The sequence below is a fragment of the Paenirhodobacter hankyongi genome (genome assembly GCF_003664585.1).
GTDB classification, from domain to species: domain Bacteria; phylum Pseudomonadota; class Alphaproteobacteria; order Rhodobacterales; family Rhodobacteraceae; genus Rhodobacter; species Rhodobacter hankyongi.
This window is the reverse complement of record NZ_RCHI01000001.1, coordinates 312,956-328,621: the sequence shown is the minus strand read 5'-3', so window position 1 is coordinate 328,621 and position 15,666 is coordinate 312,956. Positions and strand designations below refer to the sequence as shown.

13 protein-coding genes are annotated in these 15,666 nt (G+C 69.1%); 5 read left to right on the top strand and 8 right to left on the bottom strand.

Going from position 1 to position 15,666, the window contains the following annotated elements:
• Nucleotides 1-4 precede the first annotated feature (4 nt).
• Nucleotides 5-553, bottom strand: a complete 549-nt coding sequence (locus DYS74_RS01530) for a molybdopterin-dependent oxidoreductase (RefSeq protein ID WP_183077425.1) — start codon at nucleotides 551-553, stop codon at nucleotides 5-7.
• A gap of 151 nt (nucleotides 554-704) precedes the next feature.
• On the bottom strand, nucleotides 705-2,117 hold the full coding sequence (locus DYS74_RS01525) for a WecB/TagA/CpsF family glycosyltransferase (protein WP_121530389.1): 1,413 nt from the start codon (nucleotides 2,115-2,117) through the stop codon (nucleotides 705-707).
• 315 nt (nucleotides 2,118-2,432) lie between these two features.
• Here DYS74_RS01525 and DYS74_RS01520 point away from each other — a divergent pair, with 315 nt between their 5' ends.
• The 3 genes from DYS74_RS01520 to DYS74_RS01510 all read left to right on the top strand — a co-directional run bounded on the left by DYS74_RS01520 (nucleotide 2,433) and on the right by DYS74_RS01510 (nucleotide 6,018).
• Complete coding sequence (locus DYS74_RS01520) at nucleotides 2,433-3,047, top strand: response regulator transcription factor (protein WP_121530472.1); 615 nt, start codon at nucleotides 2,433-2,435, stop codon at nucleotides 3,045-3,047.
• A gap of 110 nt (nucleotides 3,048-3,157) precedes the next feature.
• Nucleotides 3,158-4,657, top strand: coding sequence for a hypothetical protein (locus DYS74_RS01515; protein ID WP_121530388.1), 1,500 nt, complete (start codon nucleotides 3,158-3,160; stop codon nucleotides 4,655-4,657).
• On the top strand, nucleotides 4,654-6,018 hold the full coding sequence (locus DYS74_RS01510; protein ID WP_245965158.1) for an O-antigen ligase domain-containing protein: 1,365 nt from the start codon (nucleotides 4,654-4,656) through the stop codon (nucleotides 6,016-6,018). Before DYS74_RS01515 ends, DYS74_RS01510 begins: the two co-directional genes overlap by 4 nt.
• On the opposite strand, the gene DYS74_RS01505 is transcribed toward DYS74_RS01510, so the two are convergent.
• The 5 genes from DYS74_RS01505 to DYS74_RS01485 all read right to left on the bottom strand — a co-directional run bounded on the left by DYS74_RS01505 (nucleotide 6,005) and on the right by DYS74_RS01485 (nucleotide 11,483).
• Nucleotides 6,005-6,964 carry an ABC transporter permease gene (locus tag DYS74_RS01505; protein WP_121530387.1) on the bottom strand — a complete coding sequence of 320 codons (960 nt, stop codon included), beginning with the start codon at nucleotides 6,962-6,964 and terminating at the stop codon, nucleotides 6,005-6,007. The two genes, DYS74_RS01510 and DYS74_RS01505, sit on opposite strands and share 14 nt — an antisense overlap.
• Nucleotides 6,965-6,977: 13 nt before the next feature.
• The gene (locus DYS74_RS01500; RefSeq protein ID WP_121530386.1) at nucleotides 6,978-8,231 is read right to left on the bottom strand and encodes an ABC transporter permease; all 1,254 of its coding nucleotides are present in this window, start codon (nucleotides 8,229-8,231) and stop codon (nucleotides 6,978-6,980) included.
• 107 nt (nucleotides 8,232-8,338) lie between these two features.
• Complete coding sequence (locus DYS74_RS01495; RefSeq protein WP_121530385.1) at nucleotides 8,339-9,412, bottom strand: ABC transporter substrate-binding protein; 1,074 nt, start codon at nucleotides 9,410-9,412, stop codon at nucleotides 8,339-8,341.
• An 89-nt stretch (nucleotides 9,413-9,501) separates the two neighbouring features.
• On the bottom strand, nucleotides 9,502-10,605 hold the full coding sequence (locus DYS74_RS01490) for an ABC transporter ATP-binding protein (RefSeq protein ID WP_121530384.1): 1,104 nt from the start codon (nucleotides 10,603-10,605) through the stop codon (nucleotides 9,502-9,504).
• 419 nt (nucleotides 10,606-11,024) lie between these two features.
• Nucleotides 11,025-11,483: a GatB/YqeY domain-containing protein gene (locus DYS74_RS01485; protein ID WP_121530383.1), complete on the bottom strand. Its 459-nt coding sequence runs from the start codon at nucleotides 11,481-11,483 to the stop codon at nucleotides 11,025-11,027.
• 168 nt (nucleotides 11,484-11,651) lie between these two features.
• Here DYS74_RS01485 and carA point away from each other — a divergent pair, with 168 nt between their 5' ends.
• Complete coding sequence (gene carA / locus DYS74_RS01480) at nucleotides 11,652-12,818, top strand: glutamine-hydrolyzing carbamoyl-phosphate synthase small subunit (protein WP_121530382.1); 1,167 nt, start codon at nucleotides 11,652-11,654, stop codon at nucleotides 12,816-12,818.
• 151 nt (nucleotides 12,819-12,969) lie between these two features.
• Nucleotides 12,970-14,994 carry a glycosyltransferase gene (locus DYS74_RS01475; protein WP_121530381.1) on the top strand — a complete coding sequence of 675 codons (2,025 nt, stop codon included), beginning with the start codon at nucleotides 12,970-12,972 and terminating at the stop codon, nucleotides 14,992-14,994.
• Here DYS74_RS01475 and DYS74_RS01470 read toward each other — a convergent pair.
• Nucleotides 14,991-15,638 (bottom strand): GntR family transcriptional regulator, encoded by a 648-nt coding sequence (locus DYS74_RS01470; RefSeq protein ID WP_121530380.1) that lies wholly within the window; start codon nucleotides 15,636-15,638, stop codon nucleotides 14,991-14,993. The two genes, DYS74_RS01475 and DYS74_RS01470, sit on opposite strands and share 4 nt — an antisense overlap.
• Nucleotides 15,639-15,666: the final 28 nt, after the last annotated feature.

Here is a 15,666-nt window from a genome sequence, read left to right as displayed (position 1 = left end):
CCCGTCAGGGCTTCAGTTCCAGCCGGTCGAGCTGCCAGATGCTGCGCGAATAGACCACCTCGCTGCGATAGTCGGCGCGCGCATCATAGGGATAGACGATCCACAGCGGCCCCTTCTCGCGCACCGACATCGGCTTGCCGTTGCGCAGATAGGCGACGATCGGGCCATCGGAGGGCCATGTCTCGACCGGGATCTCGACCGAATAATCGTTGATCGCGCGGGCGAGGATCGCCCGGCCGGTCATCCCGGTCGCGGCCAGCAGCGCCGAGAGCGGCACGCCGGTGAAGGTCTGCGGCCCCTCGGTCCAGATCGTGGTGGTGGTGAAGGTGGCCTGCGGCAGCGCCGCCAGCATCGCCTGATCGAGCTGCACCGTCACCGGCGCGGCGGCGCCGGCGACCGACCCGGTGATGGTCAGCAGCACGGTGCCGGTGGGCTTTTGCGCCAGCACCTCGGCGCCGGAGGTGTCGGTGCCGGCAAGGCCCGGCAGCGGCGCGGTCAGGAACAGGCAGCCGGCAAGGGCGAGCGAAAGGAGCGGATGAAAACGTCTGGTCATGGGATCCCCGGGGTCGGACAGGGTTGCGGAAGGCATGGCGGAAGAATCTCCCGCCACGGTTGAGATCAGGCTAACACGTTTGGCGTGCGCAGCTGCGGGAACATCGGCACAGCTGACCTATCCGATGGGATAGGTCAGCCTATCTGTCCGTTCAGCAGGCCCCGCGCCCGGTGACCAGCGCCCGGAAGGTCAGCGCGATCACCACGAGGTCGAGCACGATCGTGGCCGAGCGCGCATGCACGCGGTCCATCTCGACCATCCGCTCGAAGCTGATCTCGGCGCGGCCCGAGACCTGCCACAGCCCGGTCAGCCCCGGCTTCACCGCCAGCCGCTCGCGCGCATGGGCGGGATAGGCGGCGACCTCCTCGGGCAGGGCCGGGCGCGGCCCGACGATCGACATCTCGCCACGCAGCACGTTGAACACCTGCGGCAGTTCGTCGAGCGAAAACCGGCGCAGCACCCGGCCAACGCAGGTGACGCGCGGGTCATGGCGGGCCTTGAAGCAGATCCCGGCGCGGTCCGAACTGGCCAGAAATGCGTCCCGCCGCGCCTCGGCATCGGCGTGCATCGAGCGGAACTTGAACACCGTGAAGGGACGGCCGTCGCGGCCGATCCGGGTCTGGCGGAAGAGCGCGGGGCCGCGCGACTCGAGCCGGATCGCCAGCGCGATCAGGGCGAAGAGCGGAGCAAGCAGAAGCAACGCTCCCCCGGCCACGGCGAGATCGAGCAGCCGGCGCTGCACCCCGATCGCGCCGCGCAGCCGCAGTGCCTCGGTCGCGGCGCGGGCGAGGAAGACGGGATTGCCGGCGAGGTAGCGGCGGGCCATGCGGCGCGGCTCCATCGCCAGCCGCCACACCCATTCGGCGCGCACCCGGCGCACCAGCGCCGGCGCCCGCCGCTGCCGGCCGGCGAGGAAGTCGATCAGCGCGCCCACGCCAAGCGTCAGCCGCGGCGCAAGCCGCTCGGCATGCTCAGCCAGCCACAGGTCCTGCGCCGGCACGCCAAGCGCGACAATCAGCAGATCGGCGCCCGAGGCGTTGATCGCGGCGATCGCCGCGGCGCTGTCGCGCGCGCCCTCATACCCGTCGCGGGTGCCGACGATGCGCAGATCCGACATCCGCCGGGTCAGCGCCGCGGCCGCGGCCTCGGCCACGCCCGGCGCCGCGCCGAACAGGAACACCGACAGCCCGCGCAGCGCCGCCTCGTGCAGAAGCGCCGGCACCAGATCGGTGCCGTTCAGGTTGGCGGTGAAGCTTTGCCCCTGCATGCGCGCCGCAAGCTCGACCCCGATGCCGTCGGGCAGGACGAGGTCCGCCGAGGCCAGCGCCGCCGCATAGGCCGGATCGTGCGCGGCGACATTGCCGCAATGCGCGTTCAGGAAAGCCACGCGGCGCCGGCCGGGGGCGAGCATCGCCGCAATCGCGGCATCGGCACTGGCATCGACAAGGTCGAGCCCGAACAGCCGGATCGCGGGCAGGCCGGCACTGCGCGGCGCGGCGGCGGAGACGGCGGCGGAGACGGGGGCAGAGGCGGTGAAGGCGGCGGAGGGAAGCGAGAAGGTCATGGCGGGTCTCCGGAAGCATGGATCTGCCCCCAACCTGCCTGCCCTGCCCCTGCCCGCTCCAGCACGCGGCGGGAGGGGCGCGCCCCGCCCCGGGATAGGCCGCTGTCCCGCCGCAGCGGCCCTCTGCCCCGCCGCGACAGGCTGTCCCATCCGGCCGGATAGGTCCCCCTATCCCGCAGCCCACCCCAAAATCGCCATGATCTGGTGCAATGAAAGCGACGGGAGGGCCGCAACATGCAACCATATCCGCCAGGCGAATCAACCGGGAGGAGAGCAGCCGTGACCACGAGACCGGCCGGCGGCCCCGGGGCGCCCCTGCGCGTCCTGATCGCCGACGACCACGACCTGCTGCGCGACACGCTGGTGCTGTTCCTCGAAAGCGAGGGCGGCATGGTGGCCGAGACCGTCGCCGACCTGCCCGCGGCCATCGCCGCGATCCGGCGCGGACCGGCCTATGACCTCGTGCTGCTCGACCTCGCGATGCCGGGAATGAACGGGCTCGAGGGGCTCGAGCAGATCCTTGCGCTCGACGGCGGGCAGCGGGTGGCGCTGATCTCGGGCACCGGCACGCCGGAGCTTGCCGAACGCGCGCTGGCGCTTGGTGCGGCGGGCTATGTGCCGAAGACACTTGCCGCGAAATCGCTGGTCAATGCTGTGCGCTTCATGGCCATGGGCGAGCAATATGCGCCGCTCGACTTCCTGCGCGGCGCCGCCGAGGACCCAGCCCACCCGCTGCGCGAACGGCTGACCCGGCGCGAGGCCGAGGTGCTCGAGGGCCTCGTCGAGGGCAAGTCGAACAAGGAGATCGCCCGCGATCTCGAGGTGACCGAGCCCACGGTCAAGCTGCACGTGAAGACGCTCTACCGGAAGATCGGCGCCCATAACCGCACCCAGGCGGCGATGATCGCGCGCGACGCGGGGCTGTTCTGACCTATCCGGACGGATAGGTCGCCCTCTCCCATCGCGTCCCCGGCCGATCCCTCCTCGCGGCGGCATTCGCCGGCGCGCTGCGCTAGAAGGAAGGAGAGGAGGCGCTGGCCATGATGTTGAATGACACGCCGCTTGCAAGCGCCGAAGCCACCACTCTCAGCACGGCGAGCGGTCGCGGCGGGCGTCTCCTCTTCAAGCGACGGACGTGGCGCGAGCTCTCGTGGCTGCGGCTCGTCGGCGGCGGTCGGCTCGATGATGCCGGCCGCCTGCCCCGCTATGGCGTGATTGCGCTGCTGGGCGCGGCGGCGATCTGGACGCCGATCGGCGCCTATCTGGCGAAGGCGCCGCTGCGCTACAGCTCCGAACTGTCGCTGATCCTGCCGGGCTCGGGCAGCTCTGCCTCGGTCAATCTCGACCAGCTCGGGCAGGCCTCCTCGGCGGCGCCCTCGCCGTTTTCGTCAAGCACCGTCAGCCCGACCGAGACCTACAAGCGGCTGCTCTCGGCCGACCGCATCCTTGCCGCCGCCGCCGCGCGCCGGGGGATGGCGCCGCGGGACTTCGGCAAGCCGCGGATCGAGCTGGTCGATCAGACCGGGCTGATCCAGCTCGAGCTGACCGGTCCCAGCCCCGAAGAGGCGCAGGCGCGCGCCGGCGCGCTGCTTGCGGCCTTCTTCAGCGCGCTTGATGCGCTGCGCCATGACGAACAGGCGCAGCGGCGCGGCAGCGAGGATCGCGCGATCGAGGAGTACCGCGCCACCGTCGCCGCCACCCGGGCCGAGGTGGCACGACTGCAGAGCGACAGCGGCCTTGCCTCGGCCGCGCAATATGCCGCCCTGGTCAGCGAGACGGACGCCCTGCGCGCCCGCGTGGCGGATCTGTCGGCGCAGCTTGACGACCGGACCGAGGCCGAGGCGAGCCTCGAGACCCGGCTGGGCGTCACCCCGGAACTCGCGGCGGCGCTGCTCAAGCTGCAGGCCGATGCGCAGCACGCGGCCCTTGCCACCGCGGCGGCCGAGGCGGCGGCGGCGCTCGCCCCGCTGTCGCGGCTCGGCCCCGGCCATCCCGAACGGCGTACCGCCGAGGCGGGCTTTGCCGCGGCGCGCGCCCGGATGCTGGCCCATGCCGAGGCGCTGACCGGGCTCGCCCCGGCGCAGCTTGCCACGCTCGACCTCACCCGCGCGGACGAGCGCGCCGGGCTGCTGCGCGACCTCGTCGCGGCCGAGACGGCGCGGGCGGGGCTCGCGGCGGAACGTGCGAGCCAGCGCGCGCGGCTCGCGACGATGGAGACCCGGGTCGAGGCGCTGCGCGCGCCTGCCGCGCGGCTCGAGGATGGCGAGCGCAACTTCCGCGTCGCGGAAACGGTTCTTGCCTCGGCGATGGCACGCTCGGGCAGTGCGAAGACCGATCTTTACGCCTCCTACCCGCTGGTGCAGGTGCTCGAGGACCCGTCGCTGCCCGATGCCCCCTCCTCGCCGCGGCGCGGGCTGGCGATTGCGGCGGGCGGTGCGGCGACGATCTTCCTGCTGATCGGGCTCACTCTTGGCTGGGTGCGCAAGCCGCTGATCGGCCGGCTTCTGGCGCCGCGCCCGGTCGCGACCGCCGCGCCATGACCGCGCCACTCGCCCCCGCCAACCCGGCCGAGGCGATGGTGTGGAAGGCGCAGGTCTGGACCTGGCCGCTCTACTTCCTCGGCGCCCTCTATGTCGCGGGGCCGGTGCTGGGCTGGACGCTGGCGATGCTGGCGGCACTCTCGCTCTACCTCGGCCCGGCGATCCGGCCCGACCTGCGCGCCACCGGCCCGGTGCCGGGGCTGGTGCTGGTCTGGTTCGCGGGCATGGCCGTGCTGCTGATCGCGCTCTGGGTCGGGCATCTCGACTGGGGCCTTGGCACCGGCGCCACGATCAAGTCGACGATCGGCTGGATGAAGGGCTGGGCGCTGATCCCGCTGTTCCTGCTCGCCGGCGCGGTGCTGCCGGTGCGGCGCGAGATCCTGGTGCGCGGGCAATGCGTCGTCGGGCTGTGGACGGCCTGCCTGACGCCCCTCCTGTTCCTCGCCCCGATCCTGCATCTGCCCGAGAAGATCTTCACCTCGCCGCTGAAGGCGATCGGCGGCCCGGGGCCCGAGTATTTCAGCGTCTACCTCTTCACCTATGACCCGGCGAGCTGGACCCCGCGCTGGCAGTTCTATGCCCCCTGGTCGCCCTTTGCGGCGCTTCTGGGCGTCATCATGGTGGTCTTCGCGCTGGAAGAGAAAGAGAGGCGCTGGCGGATCGCCGGGCTGGCGGGCGGGCTGGCGATGATCGTGCTGTCGAAATCGCGCATGGGGATGATCGGCCTTGTCGCCTGCACGATCGGGCCACGGATGGTGCCGCTCGTCGCCCGCAGTGCGGTCTGGATGACGCTTGCGGGACTCGCGGCCTCGCTTGCCGTTCTGGGCCCGACGCTTGCGCGGCTCATGGGCGATGCGGTCGCGGCCTTCAAGGGCGCGCGCGCCGACAGCACCCGGGTGCGCGAGACGCTGCAGCGCATCGCCGGCGAGCGCTGGCGGGCCGAGGCCTTCTGGTTCGGCCATGGCACCGTCGCGCCCGGCGGCCATGTCGTCGAGCACATGCCGATCGGCAGCCATCACACCTGGTGGGGGCTCTTGTTCGTCAAGGGCATCGTCGGCTTCACCGGGCTTCTGGTGCCGATGGTGCTGCAGACCCTGAACGCGCTGCTCGAGGCCGGGCGGGGCGCCGCGGGGCGGCTGCCCCTTGGCGTGATGATGACGATCCTGCTGCTGTCCTTCGGCGAGAACCTGGAGATCGAGGCCTATATGCTGTGGCCGGCACTGATGGCGCTTGGGGTGAACCTGCGCGAACAGGCCCGCCGTGCCCGGCCCCCCGAATGCCAGCCTCCGCAACGCGACAGGGGGGCCGAAGCCCCCCTGCCTGCGTCGTCCGGTTCCGGGGGCCCGCTCAGCGCGGGCTGAGACCGCGCAGCCGTTCCGAGCGGCGGCGCAGCAGCTCGACCGTGGCCAGAAGCGCGATCGAGATCACCACGAGGATCGTCGCCACAGCGAGGATCGCCGGCGAGATCTGTTCGCGGATGCCGTTCCACATCTGCCGCGGGATCGTCTGCTGATCGTGGTTGGCGATGAAGAGCACCGCGACCACCTCGTCGAACGAGGTCACGAAGGCGAAGAGGCCGCCCGAGACCACGCCCGGCAGGATGAGCGGCATCACCACCCGGAAGAAGGCCGTGCGCGGGTTCGCGCCAAGCGAGGCCGCCGCCCGCACCAGCGACTGGTCAAATCCCGAGAGCGTCGCCGTCACCGTGATGATGACGAAGGGAATGCCAAGCGCGGCATGGGCGAGGATGATCCCCGCATAGGTGCCCGCAAGCCGCCCCCATTCCAGATGCACCCCGCCCGACAGGCTGAGCACCGGCAGCCACTGGCCCGAGTAGAAGAAGAACATGCCCGTGGCCGAGATGATGATCGGCACGATCATCGGCGAGATCAGCACCGCGGTGATCTGCTTGCGGAAGGGCATCTCGGGCCGGGTCAGGCCGAGCGCCGCGATGGTGCCGAGGCCCGCCGAGAGCAGCGTCGCGCAGACGCCGATGATGACCGAGTTCTTCGTCACCTGCATCCAGGTGGCGTTGTGCCAGAAATCCCACCAGAAGGCAGAGCCGCGCTCGGCCTCGGGGTTCTGCATGCCGAAGGTGAGGAGCGCATCATACCAGCGCAACGAGTAGCCCTCGGGGTCGAAGGTCAGCATCTTCTGGGTGAAGGTGAAGTAGGGCTCCGCGTTGAAGCTGAGCGGGATCACGATGATGATCGGCGCGATCAGAAAGATCAGGATCAGCGCGCAGATCACCAGGTAAGTGTAATGCCACAGCCTTTCGAGCGGGCTTGCGTAGACGGGAAGCGCCATCGGTCCTCTCTCCTCAGCCGAGCTTCATCTTGTCGATGCCGACAAGCTTGTCGTAGATCCAGAAGAAGATCAGCACGATCGCCAGCAGCTCGGCGGCGAGCGCCGCGGCCAGCGACCAGTTCAGCGTCTTCTGCATGTGCATCGCGATCATGTTGGAAATCATCTGGCCATCGGCGCCGCCGACGAGCGCCGGGGTGATGTAATAGCCCATCGCCAGGATGAAGACCAAAAGCCCCCCTGCCCCGATGCCGGGCAGCGTCTGCGGCAGATAGACCCGGCGGAAGGCGGTCCAGGACGTGGCGCCAAGCGAGCGCGCCGCGCGCACATAGCTGGGCGGGATCGTCTTCATCACCGAATAGAGGGGCAGGATGGTGAAGGGCAGCAGGATGTGGGTCATCGCCACGATCGTGCCGGTCTCGTTATACATCATCTGGATGCGGTGGTCGTCGCGGATCAGGCCCAGCCAGACCAGCAGGTCGTTCACCACGCCCTGGCTTTGCAGCAGCACCATCCAGGCGGTGGTGCGCACCAGGAGCGAGGTCCAGAACGGCAGCAGCACCAGGATCATCAGCAGCATCGCCTTGCGCATCGGCAGCGAGGACAGCAGGAAGGCGATCGGAAAGCCCAGCAGCAGGCACAGCGCAGTGATCTCGAGCGAGAGCATCAGCGTGCGACCCATCAGCTTCTTGTAGATCGCCTGGCCCTCGGCCACCGGCACAATCTTGCCTGTCTCGTCACGGGTCAGGTCGTTCGCGGCGAGATAGAAGTCGAGGGTGAACGGGCTCGAGGCCGAGCGCATCGCGCGCCAGACGTTCGGATCGTCCCATTTCTTCTCGACCTTCAGGATCGCCTCCTTGAACGGTGGCTGGAACTTGTCGGCGCCGCGCGCGGTCGATGTGAAGAGCGAGCGGGTGCCCGAGACGTCATAGTTGATCCGGGTGCCCGCCTCGCCGGCACTGCGGTTCTTCTTCATCAATGCAAGGTCTGCGGCGAGCGCGGCATAGGCGCTCTCGTCGATCTCCGAGCCCTCGGGATGGGTCGAGAACCACTCGACCAGCGCCGGGGCGTTCTTGCTGAAGGTGTCGTTGTAGAACGACTGGAACAGCATCTGCCCGATCGGCACGATGAACGAGATCAGGATGAACAGAAAGAGCGGCGCGACAAGCAGGAAGGCGCGGCGGCGGCGCACGGCAAGCGAGGCGGCAAGCGCGGCCTTGAGCGGCTTGCCGTCCGCGGTGGTGATCATTTGGGAGGTCGCGTCGGTCATTCGGTTCCCCTTCGGAAGGCGCGTCGGGGCCACCGCGGCGAAGGCGGCGGCGCGGGGGAGAGGGAGGACGGGGAAACCCCGTCCTCCGCAGTCTGAAGGTCAGACGATCAGCTGGCGAGCCAGGCGTTGAACTTCTCGGCCAGTTCCGCATCGTGGTCCGCCCAGAAGGTCGGGTCGGTCCAGATCGGGTTCTTCATGTTCTCCGGGTTCGTCGGCATGTAGGGGGCCATCTCGGTCTTGCCGTCCTTGTACATGCCGATGAGCGCGTTCGACGATTTCCGGGCCGGGCCGTAGGCGATGTATTTCGCCTGATCGGCCAGACGCTGGGTGTCGGTCGAGAAGGCCAGGAACTTCTTCGCGTCCTCGAGATGCGGCGCGCCCTTCGGGATCGCCCAGAGGTCATAGTCCATGTATTCGCCGTCCCAGATCGTGCCGAAGGGCTTGCCCTCGCCCACTTCGGCGGCGAAGAAACGGCCGTTGTAGCCGGTGGTCATCACCACTTCGCCATCGGCCAGCAGCTGCGGCGGCTGCGCGCCGGCTTCCCACCAGACGATGTCCTTCTTGATGCTGTCGAGCTTCTTGAAGGCGCGCGCCACGCCCTCGTCGGTGCCGAGCACCTCATAGACCTTGTCGGGCGCAACGCCGTCGGCGACCAGCGCCATTTCCATGGTGCGCTTGGCGGTCTTCAGCAGGCCGCGCTTGCCCGGGTATTTGGTGGTGTCGAAGAAATCGGCCAGCGTCGAGGGTTCGTTGCCCGGGAACTTGGTCTTGTCATAGGCAACGACCGTGCCCCAGACGATGTTCGCCACGGCGCAGTCCTGGATCGCGCCCGGCACGAAGTCCTCGGTCGCCGGGGTGCCATCGGGCGCCGGCGGCAGCATCGCCGGGTCGATCGGCTCGAGCAGGCCTTCGTCGCACAGCCTGATCGCGTCCGAAAGCTCGATGTCGGCGAGGTCGATCGAGACGTTGCCGGCCTCGACCTGCGCCTTCAGCGGCGTCGCCGGGTTGTCGGCGTCGATCGAGTTGATCTTGACCCCGGTCATCGCAGTGAAGGGCTTGTGATAGGCCTCGACCTGCGAAACGGTGTAGGATCCGCCCCAGGAGACGATGTTGAGCTCCTGCGCCGAGGCGGCATAGCCCGTCGCCACCAGCGCGGTGGTGAGGATCAAAAGTTTCTTCATGGTTTACTCCCCTGTTGGTCTTGTCTGACTTGTCGTCATTTCTGTCGGAGCGACGGTTCCGCCGCCCGCGTTTTTGAGCTGCGCCCGGATCACATCGGGTCGAGGGCGCGCGCGTCCTGCGGATGCCAGCCGATCTTCAGCCTCTCGCCCGGACGCAGCTTGGTCTGGCCGAGCGTGTTGCGCGACTTCATCACGAAGTCGTCGATCCCGGCAACCCGCATCCGGGTGCGGAAGATGTCGCCCATGTAGATCACCTCGAGCACCTCGGCGTCGATCATGTGGGCACCCGGCGGCATCATCTCGGGTTTGAACTCGATGCGCTCGGGGCGGATCGAGACCAGCGTCTCCTGCCCGACGTGGCGGATGTTGACGGGCGTGGCGTTGATCAGCTCGCCGGTCTGCAGCCGCACCGTGCAGGTTTCCTCCTCGAGGCTCTCGACGGTGCCGGGCAGCTTGTTGTTCTCGCCGATGAACTGGGCGACGAAGCTGTTCTTCGGCCGCTCGTAAAGCTCGTCGGGCGGGGCCAGCTGCTGGATCCGGCCGTCGTTGAACACCGCAACGCGGTCCGACATCGTCAGCGCCTCGCCCTGGTCGTGGGTGACATAGACGACGGTGATGCCCAGCCGTTCGTGCAGCGCCTTGATCTCGAACTGCATGTGCTCGCGCAGCTGCTTGTCGAGCGCGCCGAGCGGCTCGTCCATCAGCACGAGTTCCGGATCGAAGACGAGGGCGCGGGCCAGCGCGATGCGCTGCTGCTGGCCGCCCGACATCTGCGCCGGGCGACGGTTCGCGAACTTGCCCATCTGCACCATGTCGAGGGCGCGCTTCACCTTCGCCTCGCGATCGGACTTGCCCATGCCACGCACCTCGAGCGGGAAGGACAGGTTCTCGGCCACCGTCATGTGCGGGAAAAGCGCATAGTTCTGGAACACCATGCCGATGCCGCGCTTGTGTGGCGGCAGGTGGTTGATGTTCGTCCCGCCAAGGCGTATCTCGCCGTGCGTCGCGGTCTCGAACCCCGCCAGCATCATCAGGCAGGTCGTCTTGCCCGAGCCGGACGGGCCGAGCATCGTCAGGAATTCGCCCTTGCCGATCGAGAGGTTAAGGTCCTTCACAACCAGAGTTTCGCCGTCATAGCTCTTCTGGACGTGATCGAATACGACGAAACCTTCGTCGGTCGCTGCAGTCGTCAAATTCGGGCTCCCCTGTCGTTTTTTTGGTTCGTTTGCTCCCGTGAGGGAAGCTTACGCAAGCGGGCAATCGGATTTCAACCCGGAAAACCCGTCGCGACAAAATGGGACCGAAACGGACCGATCTCCTGTCACCGAACCGTCAGAAAGCGGCGCACTAGCCTCAAAGCGCGACCTGCCCCCTGCGTCAGACTGTCCATTTTCGAGGCATCGCGACAACGGCCCCGGCCGCGCCGGCAGACGTCGCGTCAGTCGCGGGGCGCCGGCAGAGGTCGAATCGTCACGCCAAACGCCCCCGCCGCGCCGCTTTCAAGGGCGCGGACGAATCGCGGCCGGGGCCGCGCGCGTCATCACTGTCGGGGAAAGAGGCGTGCCGCCCCGCGCCATCCATCCGGACGCGCGCGCGGCGGCACGGCGCGGGCTCAGCCGAGCCGGGTCTTCACCATCGGGCCGACGGCGCCAAAGTCCATCTGCCCGGTGTATTTCGTCTTCAGTTCGGCCATCACGCGGCCCATGTCGCGGATCGAGCTGGCGCCGACCCTCGCGATCGCCGCATCGACCGCGGCGGTGACTTCCTCGGCGCTCAGCTGGCGCGGCAGGAACTCCTCGATCACCCTGACCTCGGCGAGTTCCTTCTCGGCCAGTTCGAGCCGGCCGCCCTCTTCATAGGCGCGCGCAGATTCCTGGCGCTGCTTCACCATCTTGCCGAGGATGCCCAGCACCTCGGCATCGCCGATCGACACCGCCTCGCCTTCGGTCCGCATCGCGATCTCGCGATCCTTGATGGCCGCATTGATCAGCCGCAGCGTCGAGAGACGGGCGGCGTCCTTCGCCTTCATCGCCTCTTTCAATGCCGCGGAAAGCCGCTCGCGCATCTGCATCACGTTGTCCTCATCTGACCCAAGGGCGTCAGGATACCCCTGCCAACGCCCCGGCGCAAGCTGCGTAACTTATTGATTTAAAACGATAACATCTTTTGCCGCAAGGGCCTTGACCCGGCAGGCCCGCCCCCGTAGGTTCCAGCAGATTTTGCCCCGGGGAGTCGCGCCATGCCTGCAATCAACCAGTCATCGGAAAAGCCCACCGCGCTGATCGCGCTTGCGGACGGGCAACTGTTCTACGGCAAGGGGTTCGGCGCCGCCGGCGTCACCGTCGCCGAGCTGGTGTTCAACACCGCGATGACCGGCTATCAGGAGATCATGACCGACCCGAGCTATGCCGGCCAGGTCGTCACCTTCACCTTCCCGCATGTCGGCAACGTCGGCGTCAACACCGAGGATGACGAGACCGCCGAGCCGGTCGCCGCCGGCCTCGTGGTGAAATGGGACCCGACCGATCCCTCGAACTGGCGCGCCACCGATGACCTTGTCGACTGGCTGGTGAAGAAGGGCCGGATCGGCGTCGGCGGCGTCGACACCCGCCGCCTGACCCGCGCGATCCGCCAGCAGGGCGCCCCGCATGTCGCCATCGCCCACGATCCCGAAGGCAACTTCGACATCGAGGCGCTGGTGAAGAAGGCGCGCGAGTGGAAGGGCCTTGTCGGCCTCGACCTCGCCAAGGACGTGACCTGCGCGCAAAGCTACACCTGGGACGAGAAGCGGTGGGCCTGGCCCGAGGGCTACAGCCGCCGCGAGGGCCCCGGCCTGAAGGTCGTCGCGATCGACTATGGCGCGAAGCGCAACATCCTGCGCTGCCTCGCCTCGGCCGGCTGCGAGGTCACCGTGCTGCCCGCCTCGGCCACCGCCGAGGACGTGCTCGCACTGAACCCCGAGGGCGTGTTCCTGTCGAACGGCCCGGGCGACCCGGCCGCGACCGGCGCCTATGCCGTGCCGATGATCAAGGGCATTCTGGAAACCGAGCTGCCGCTCTTCGGCATCTGCCTCGGCCACCAGATGCTCGCCCTCGCGCTTGGCGCGAAGACGATCAAGATGAACCACGGCCACCACGGCGCCAACCACCCGGTCAAGGACCTGACCACCGGCAAGGTCGAGATCACCTCGATGAACCACGGCTTCACCGTCGATGCACAGACCCTGCCGAAGGGCGTGCAGGAGACCCATGTCTCGCTCTTCGACGGCTCGAACTGTGGCATCGCGATGGAGGGGCGGCCGGTGTTCTCGGTGCAGTATCACCCGGAGGCCAGCCCCGGCCCGCAGGACAGCTATTACCTCTTCGAACGCTTCGCCGAGGCGATGCGGGCCCGCCGCGCCGGCTGAGCGCGTCGAGGCAGGACATGCCGGGGCGGCTTCGGGACACCGGGCCGCCCCTTTTCGTTTCCGCCCAGCCCCGGCGCCGGGAACCAGATTAACCTTGCGTTAACCTCGCTCTGGAATCCTGTTTCCGCAACACCAGCGCAGCGGGGGCGGCATGATCTCGGACGAGGGGGGCCGGATCGACGGAGCGGCGGCGGACGGCACCCCGGGGCTTGCCGGGCTTGCCGCCAGCGGGCGCGTCGGCATCACCGCGCGCCGCGCACGCACGCCCCGCCCGGTCAGCGGACGCCGACCGCTCGGCCGGATCCTGCTCGATCACGGCGCGGTCACGCCGGGCGACCTGACCACGGCCCTTGCCCTGCGCGAGCGCGAGGACGTCCGGCTGGGGGACATCCTGCTGACGCATGGCTGGGTGAGCGAGGCGGCGCTGATGGCGGCACTGGCCGAGCAATGGCAGGCCGCGCGCGTCGATCTGGCCGCCGAACCGCCCGACCCGCGGCTGATCGACGCCCTCGGCCCCGAGCTGTGCCTGAAGGAGGCGATGGTGCCGTGGCGGCGGATCGGCGCGACCACGGTGATCGCCACCGCGCGGCCCGAGGAGTTCACCCGCCTGCGCGGCGCCCTGCCCGTCGAGTTCGCCCCCTACCGGATGGTTCTCGCCCCCGAGCGGGCGGTGCATGACGCGCTGCTTTCGCGCCGCCAGACGGCCCTGATCCGCCGCGCCGAATGCCGCGTCGCCGCCACCGAAAGCTGCCGCAGCCACGACGGCGAGCGCGCCGCGCGACTTGCGCTCGGGGCGATGGCCGGGATCGCGCTCGGTCTGCTGCTGGCGCCGATGGCCGTCTTCGCCGTGCTGTTCGCCTGGGCCATCGCCACACTCGTGCTGACCATGGCGCTCAAGCTGCTGGCCTGGCTCGCCGAGCTGCACCGCCTGGCGACGACCCTGCCGCCGGCGCAGGTCACGGCGCCGATCCGCCTGCCGGTGATCTCGATGATGGTGCCGCTGTTTCGCGAGCACGATATTGCCGAGCGCCTGGTCGACCGGCTCGGCCGCCTGACCTACCCGCGCGAGCTGCTCGACGTGCTGCTGGTGGTCGAGGAAGGGGACTGGACGACGCGTGACGCGCTGGCCGGCGCGACGCTGCCGCGCTGGCTGCGGGTCGTCACCGTCCCCGATGGGCCGATCCGGACGAAGCCGCGGGCTCTGAACTTTGCGCTGAACTTCTGCCGCGGCTCGATCGTCGGGGTCTGGGATGCCGAGGACATGCCAGATCCCGACCAGCTCCACGCCGCGGCCCGCCGCTTTGCCGAGGCCCCGCCCGACGTCGCCTGCCTGCAGGGGGTGCTCGATTACTACAACCCGCGCACGAACTGGCTCGCGCGCTGTTTCACCGTGGAATATGCGGTCTGGTTTCGCGCCGTGCTGCCCGGCGTCGCGCGGCTCGGCCTGGCCGTGCCGCTGGGTGGCACCACGCTGTTCTTCCGCCGCGACCTCCTTGAGGCGGTCGGCGCCTGGGATGCTTTCAACGTCACCGAGGATGCCGATCTGGGCATCCGCCTCGCGCGGCGCGGCCTGCGCACCGAACTGCTCGCCACCGTCACCCGCGAAGAGGCGAACTGCCGCCCCCTGCCCTGGGTCAAGCAGCGCTCGCGCTGGCTCAAGGGCTATGCGATGACTTGGGGGGTGCACATGCGCACGCCCGGACAGCTGTGGCGCGAGCTGGGCGCCTGGCGCTTTCTCGGCCTGCAGGTGATGTTCCTCGGCGCGCTCTCGCAATACCTGCTGGCGCCGGTGCTGTGGAGCTGCTGGCTCATCTTCCTCGGCTTGTGGCACCCGGTGCGCGACCTGCTCTCGGCCGGAAGCGAAACGGCGCTGCAGGCCCTCTTCTCGCTGGCCGAGATCGTCAATCTCGCGGTCGGGATCTGGGCGGTACGCGGCCCCCGCCATCGCCACCTGCTGCCCTGGGTGCCAACGCTGCACTTCTATTTCCCGCTCGGCGCGCTCGCCGGCTGGAAGGCGATCTACGAGGTCGTCACCCGGCCCTTCTACTGGGACAAGACCGCGCACGGGCTGTTCGACGCGCTGCACGGCGTCGCGGCGCCGGCAACACCCGCCCCGGCCCTCGCTCCGGCAACCGCCGAGCCCGCCCGCCCGCCGCGGGCACCGCAGATCGACTAGCGCCCCTCGACCGCGCCCTTGTGCCCGCCCTGGGCATCGAGCTTCAGCCGCGTCTCGAAGGCCTTCGAGATATGCGCCCGCAGCGCCGCCGCGGCCCCCTCCTCGTCGCCCTTGCGGATCGCGTCCACGATCGCCTGGTGTTCGGCCAGCGCCGTCTCGCCCCGCCCCTCGGCCGCCAGCGATGTGGTCGCCAGAAGCGCCATCGAGCGGTGCACGAGGTCGAGCTGCTGCACCAGATAGCGGTTGTGCGAGGCCAGATGGATCTGCCGGTGGAAGCGCTTGTTCGCCTGCGACAGGGCAATCGGATTGCGGGTGCGGGCGCGGTCCTCGTCGACCATCTCCTGCAGCACCCGCACCTCCTCGGGCGCGGCATGCTTGGCGGCGAGCGCCGCCGCCAGCGCCTCGAGTTCCGAGCGCACGACGTAAAGCTCGGCCAGCTGGTTGTGATCGAGCGAGGCGACGATCAGCGAGCGGCCGTCGCGCGCCAGCATGGATTGCGTCTCGAGCCGTTGCAGCGCCTCGCGCACGGGCGTGCGCGATACGCCGAACCGCTCGGCGAGTTCCGATTCCACCAGCCGGTCACCCGGACGGTAGACCCCGGCGTCGATCGCCTCGAGGATCAGCGTGTAAGCGTCTTTCTGCATTGGCCCTCTCTCGGTTGCGCACAAGACT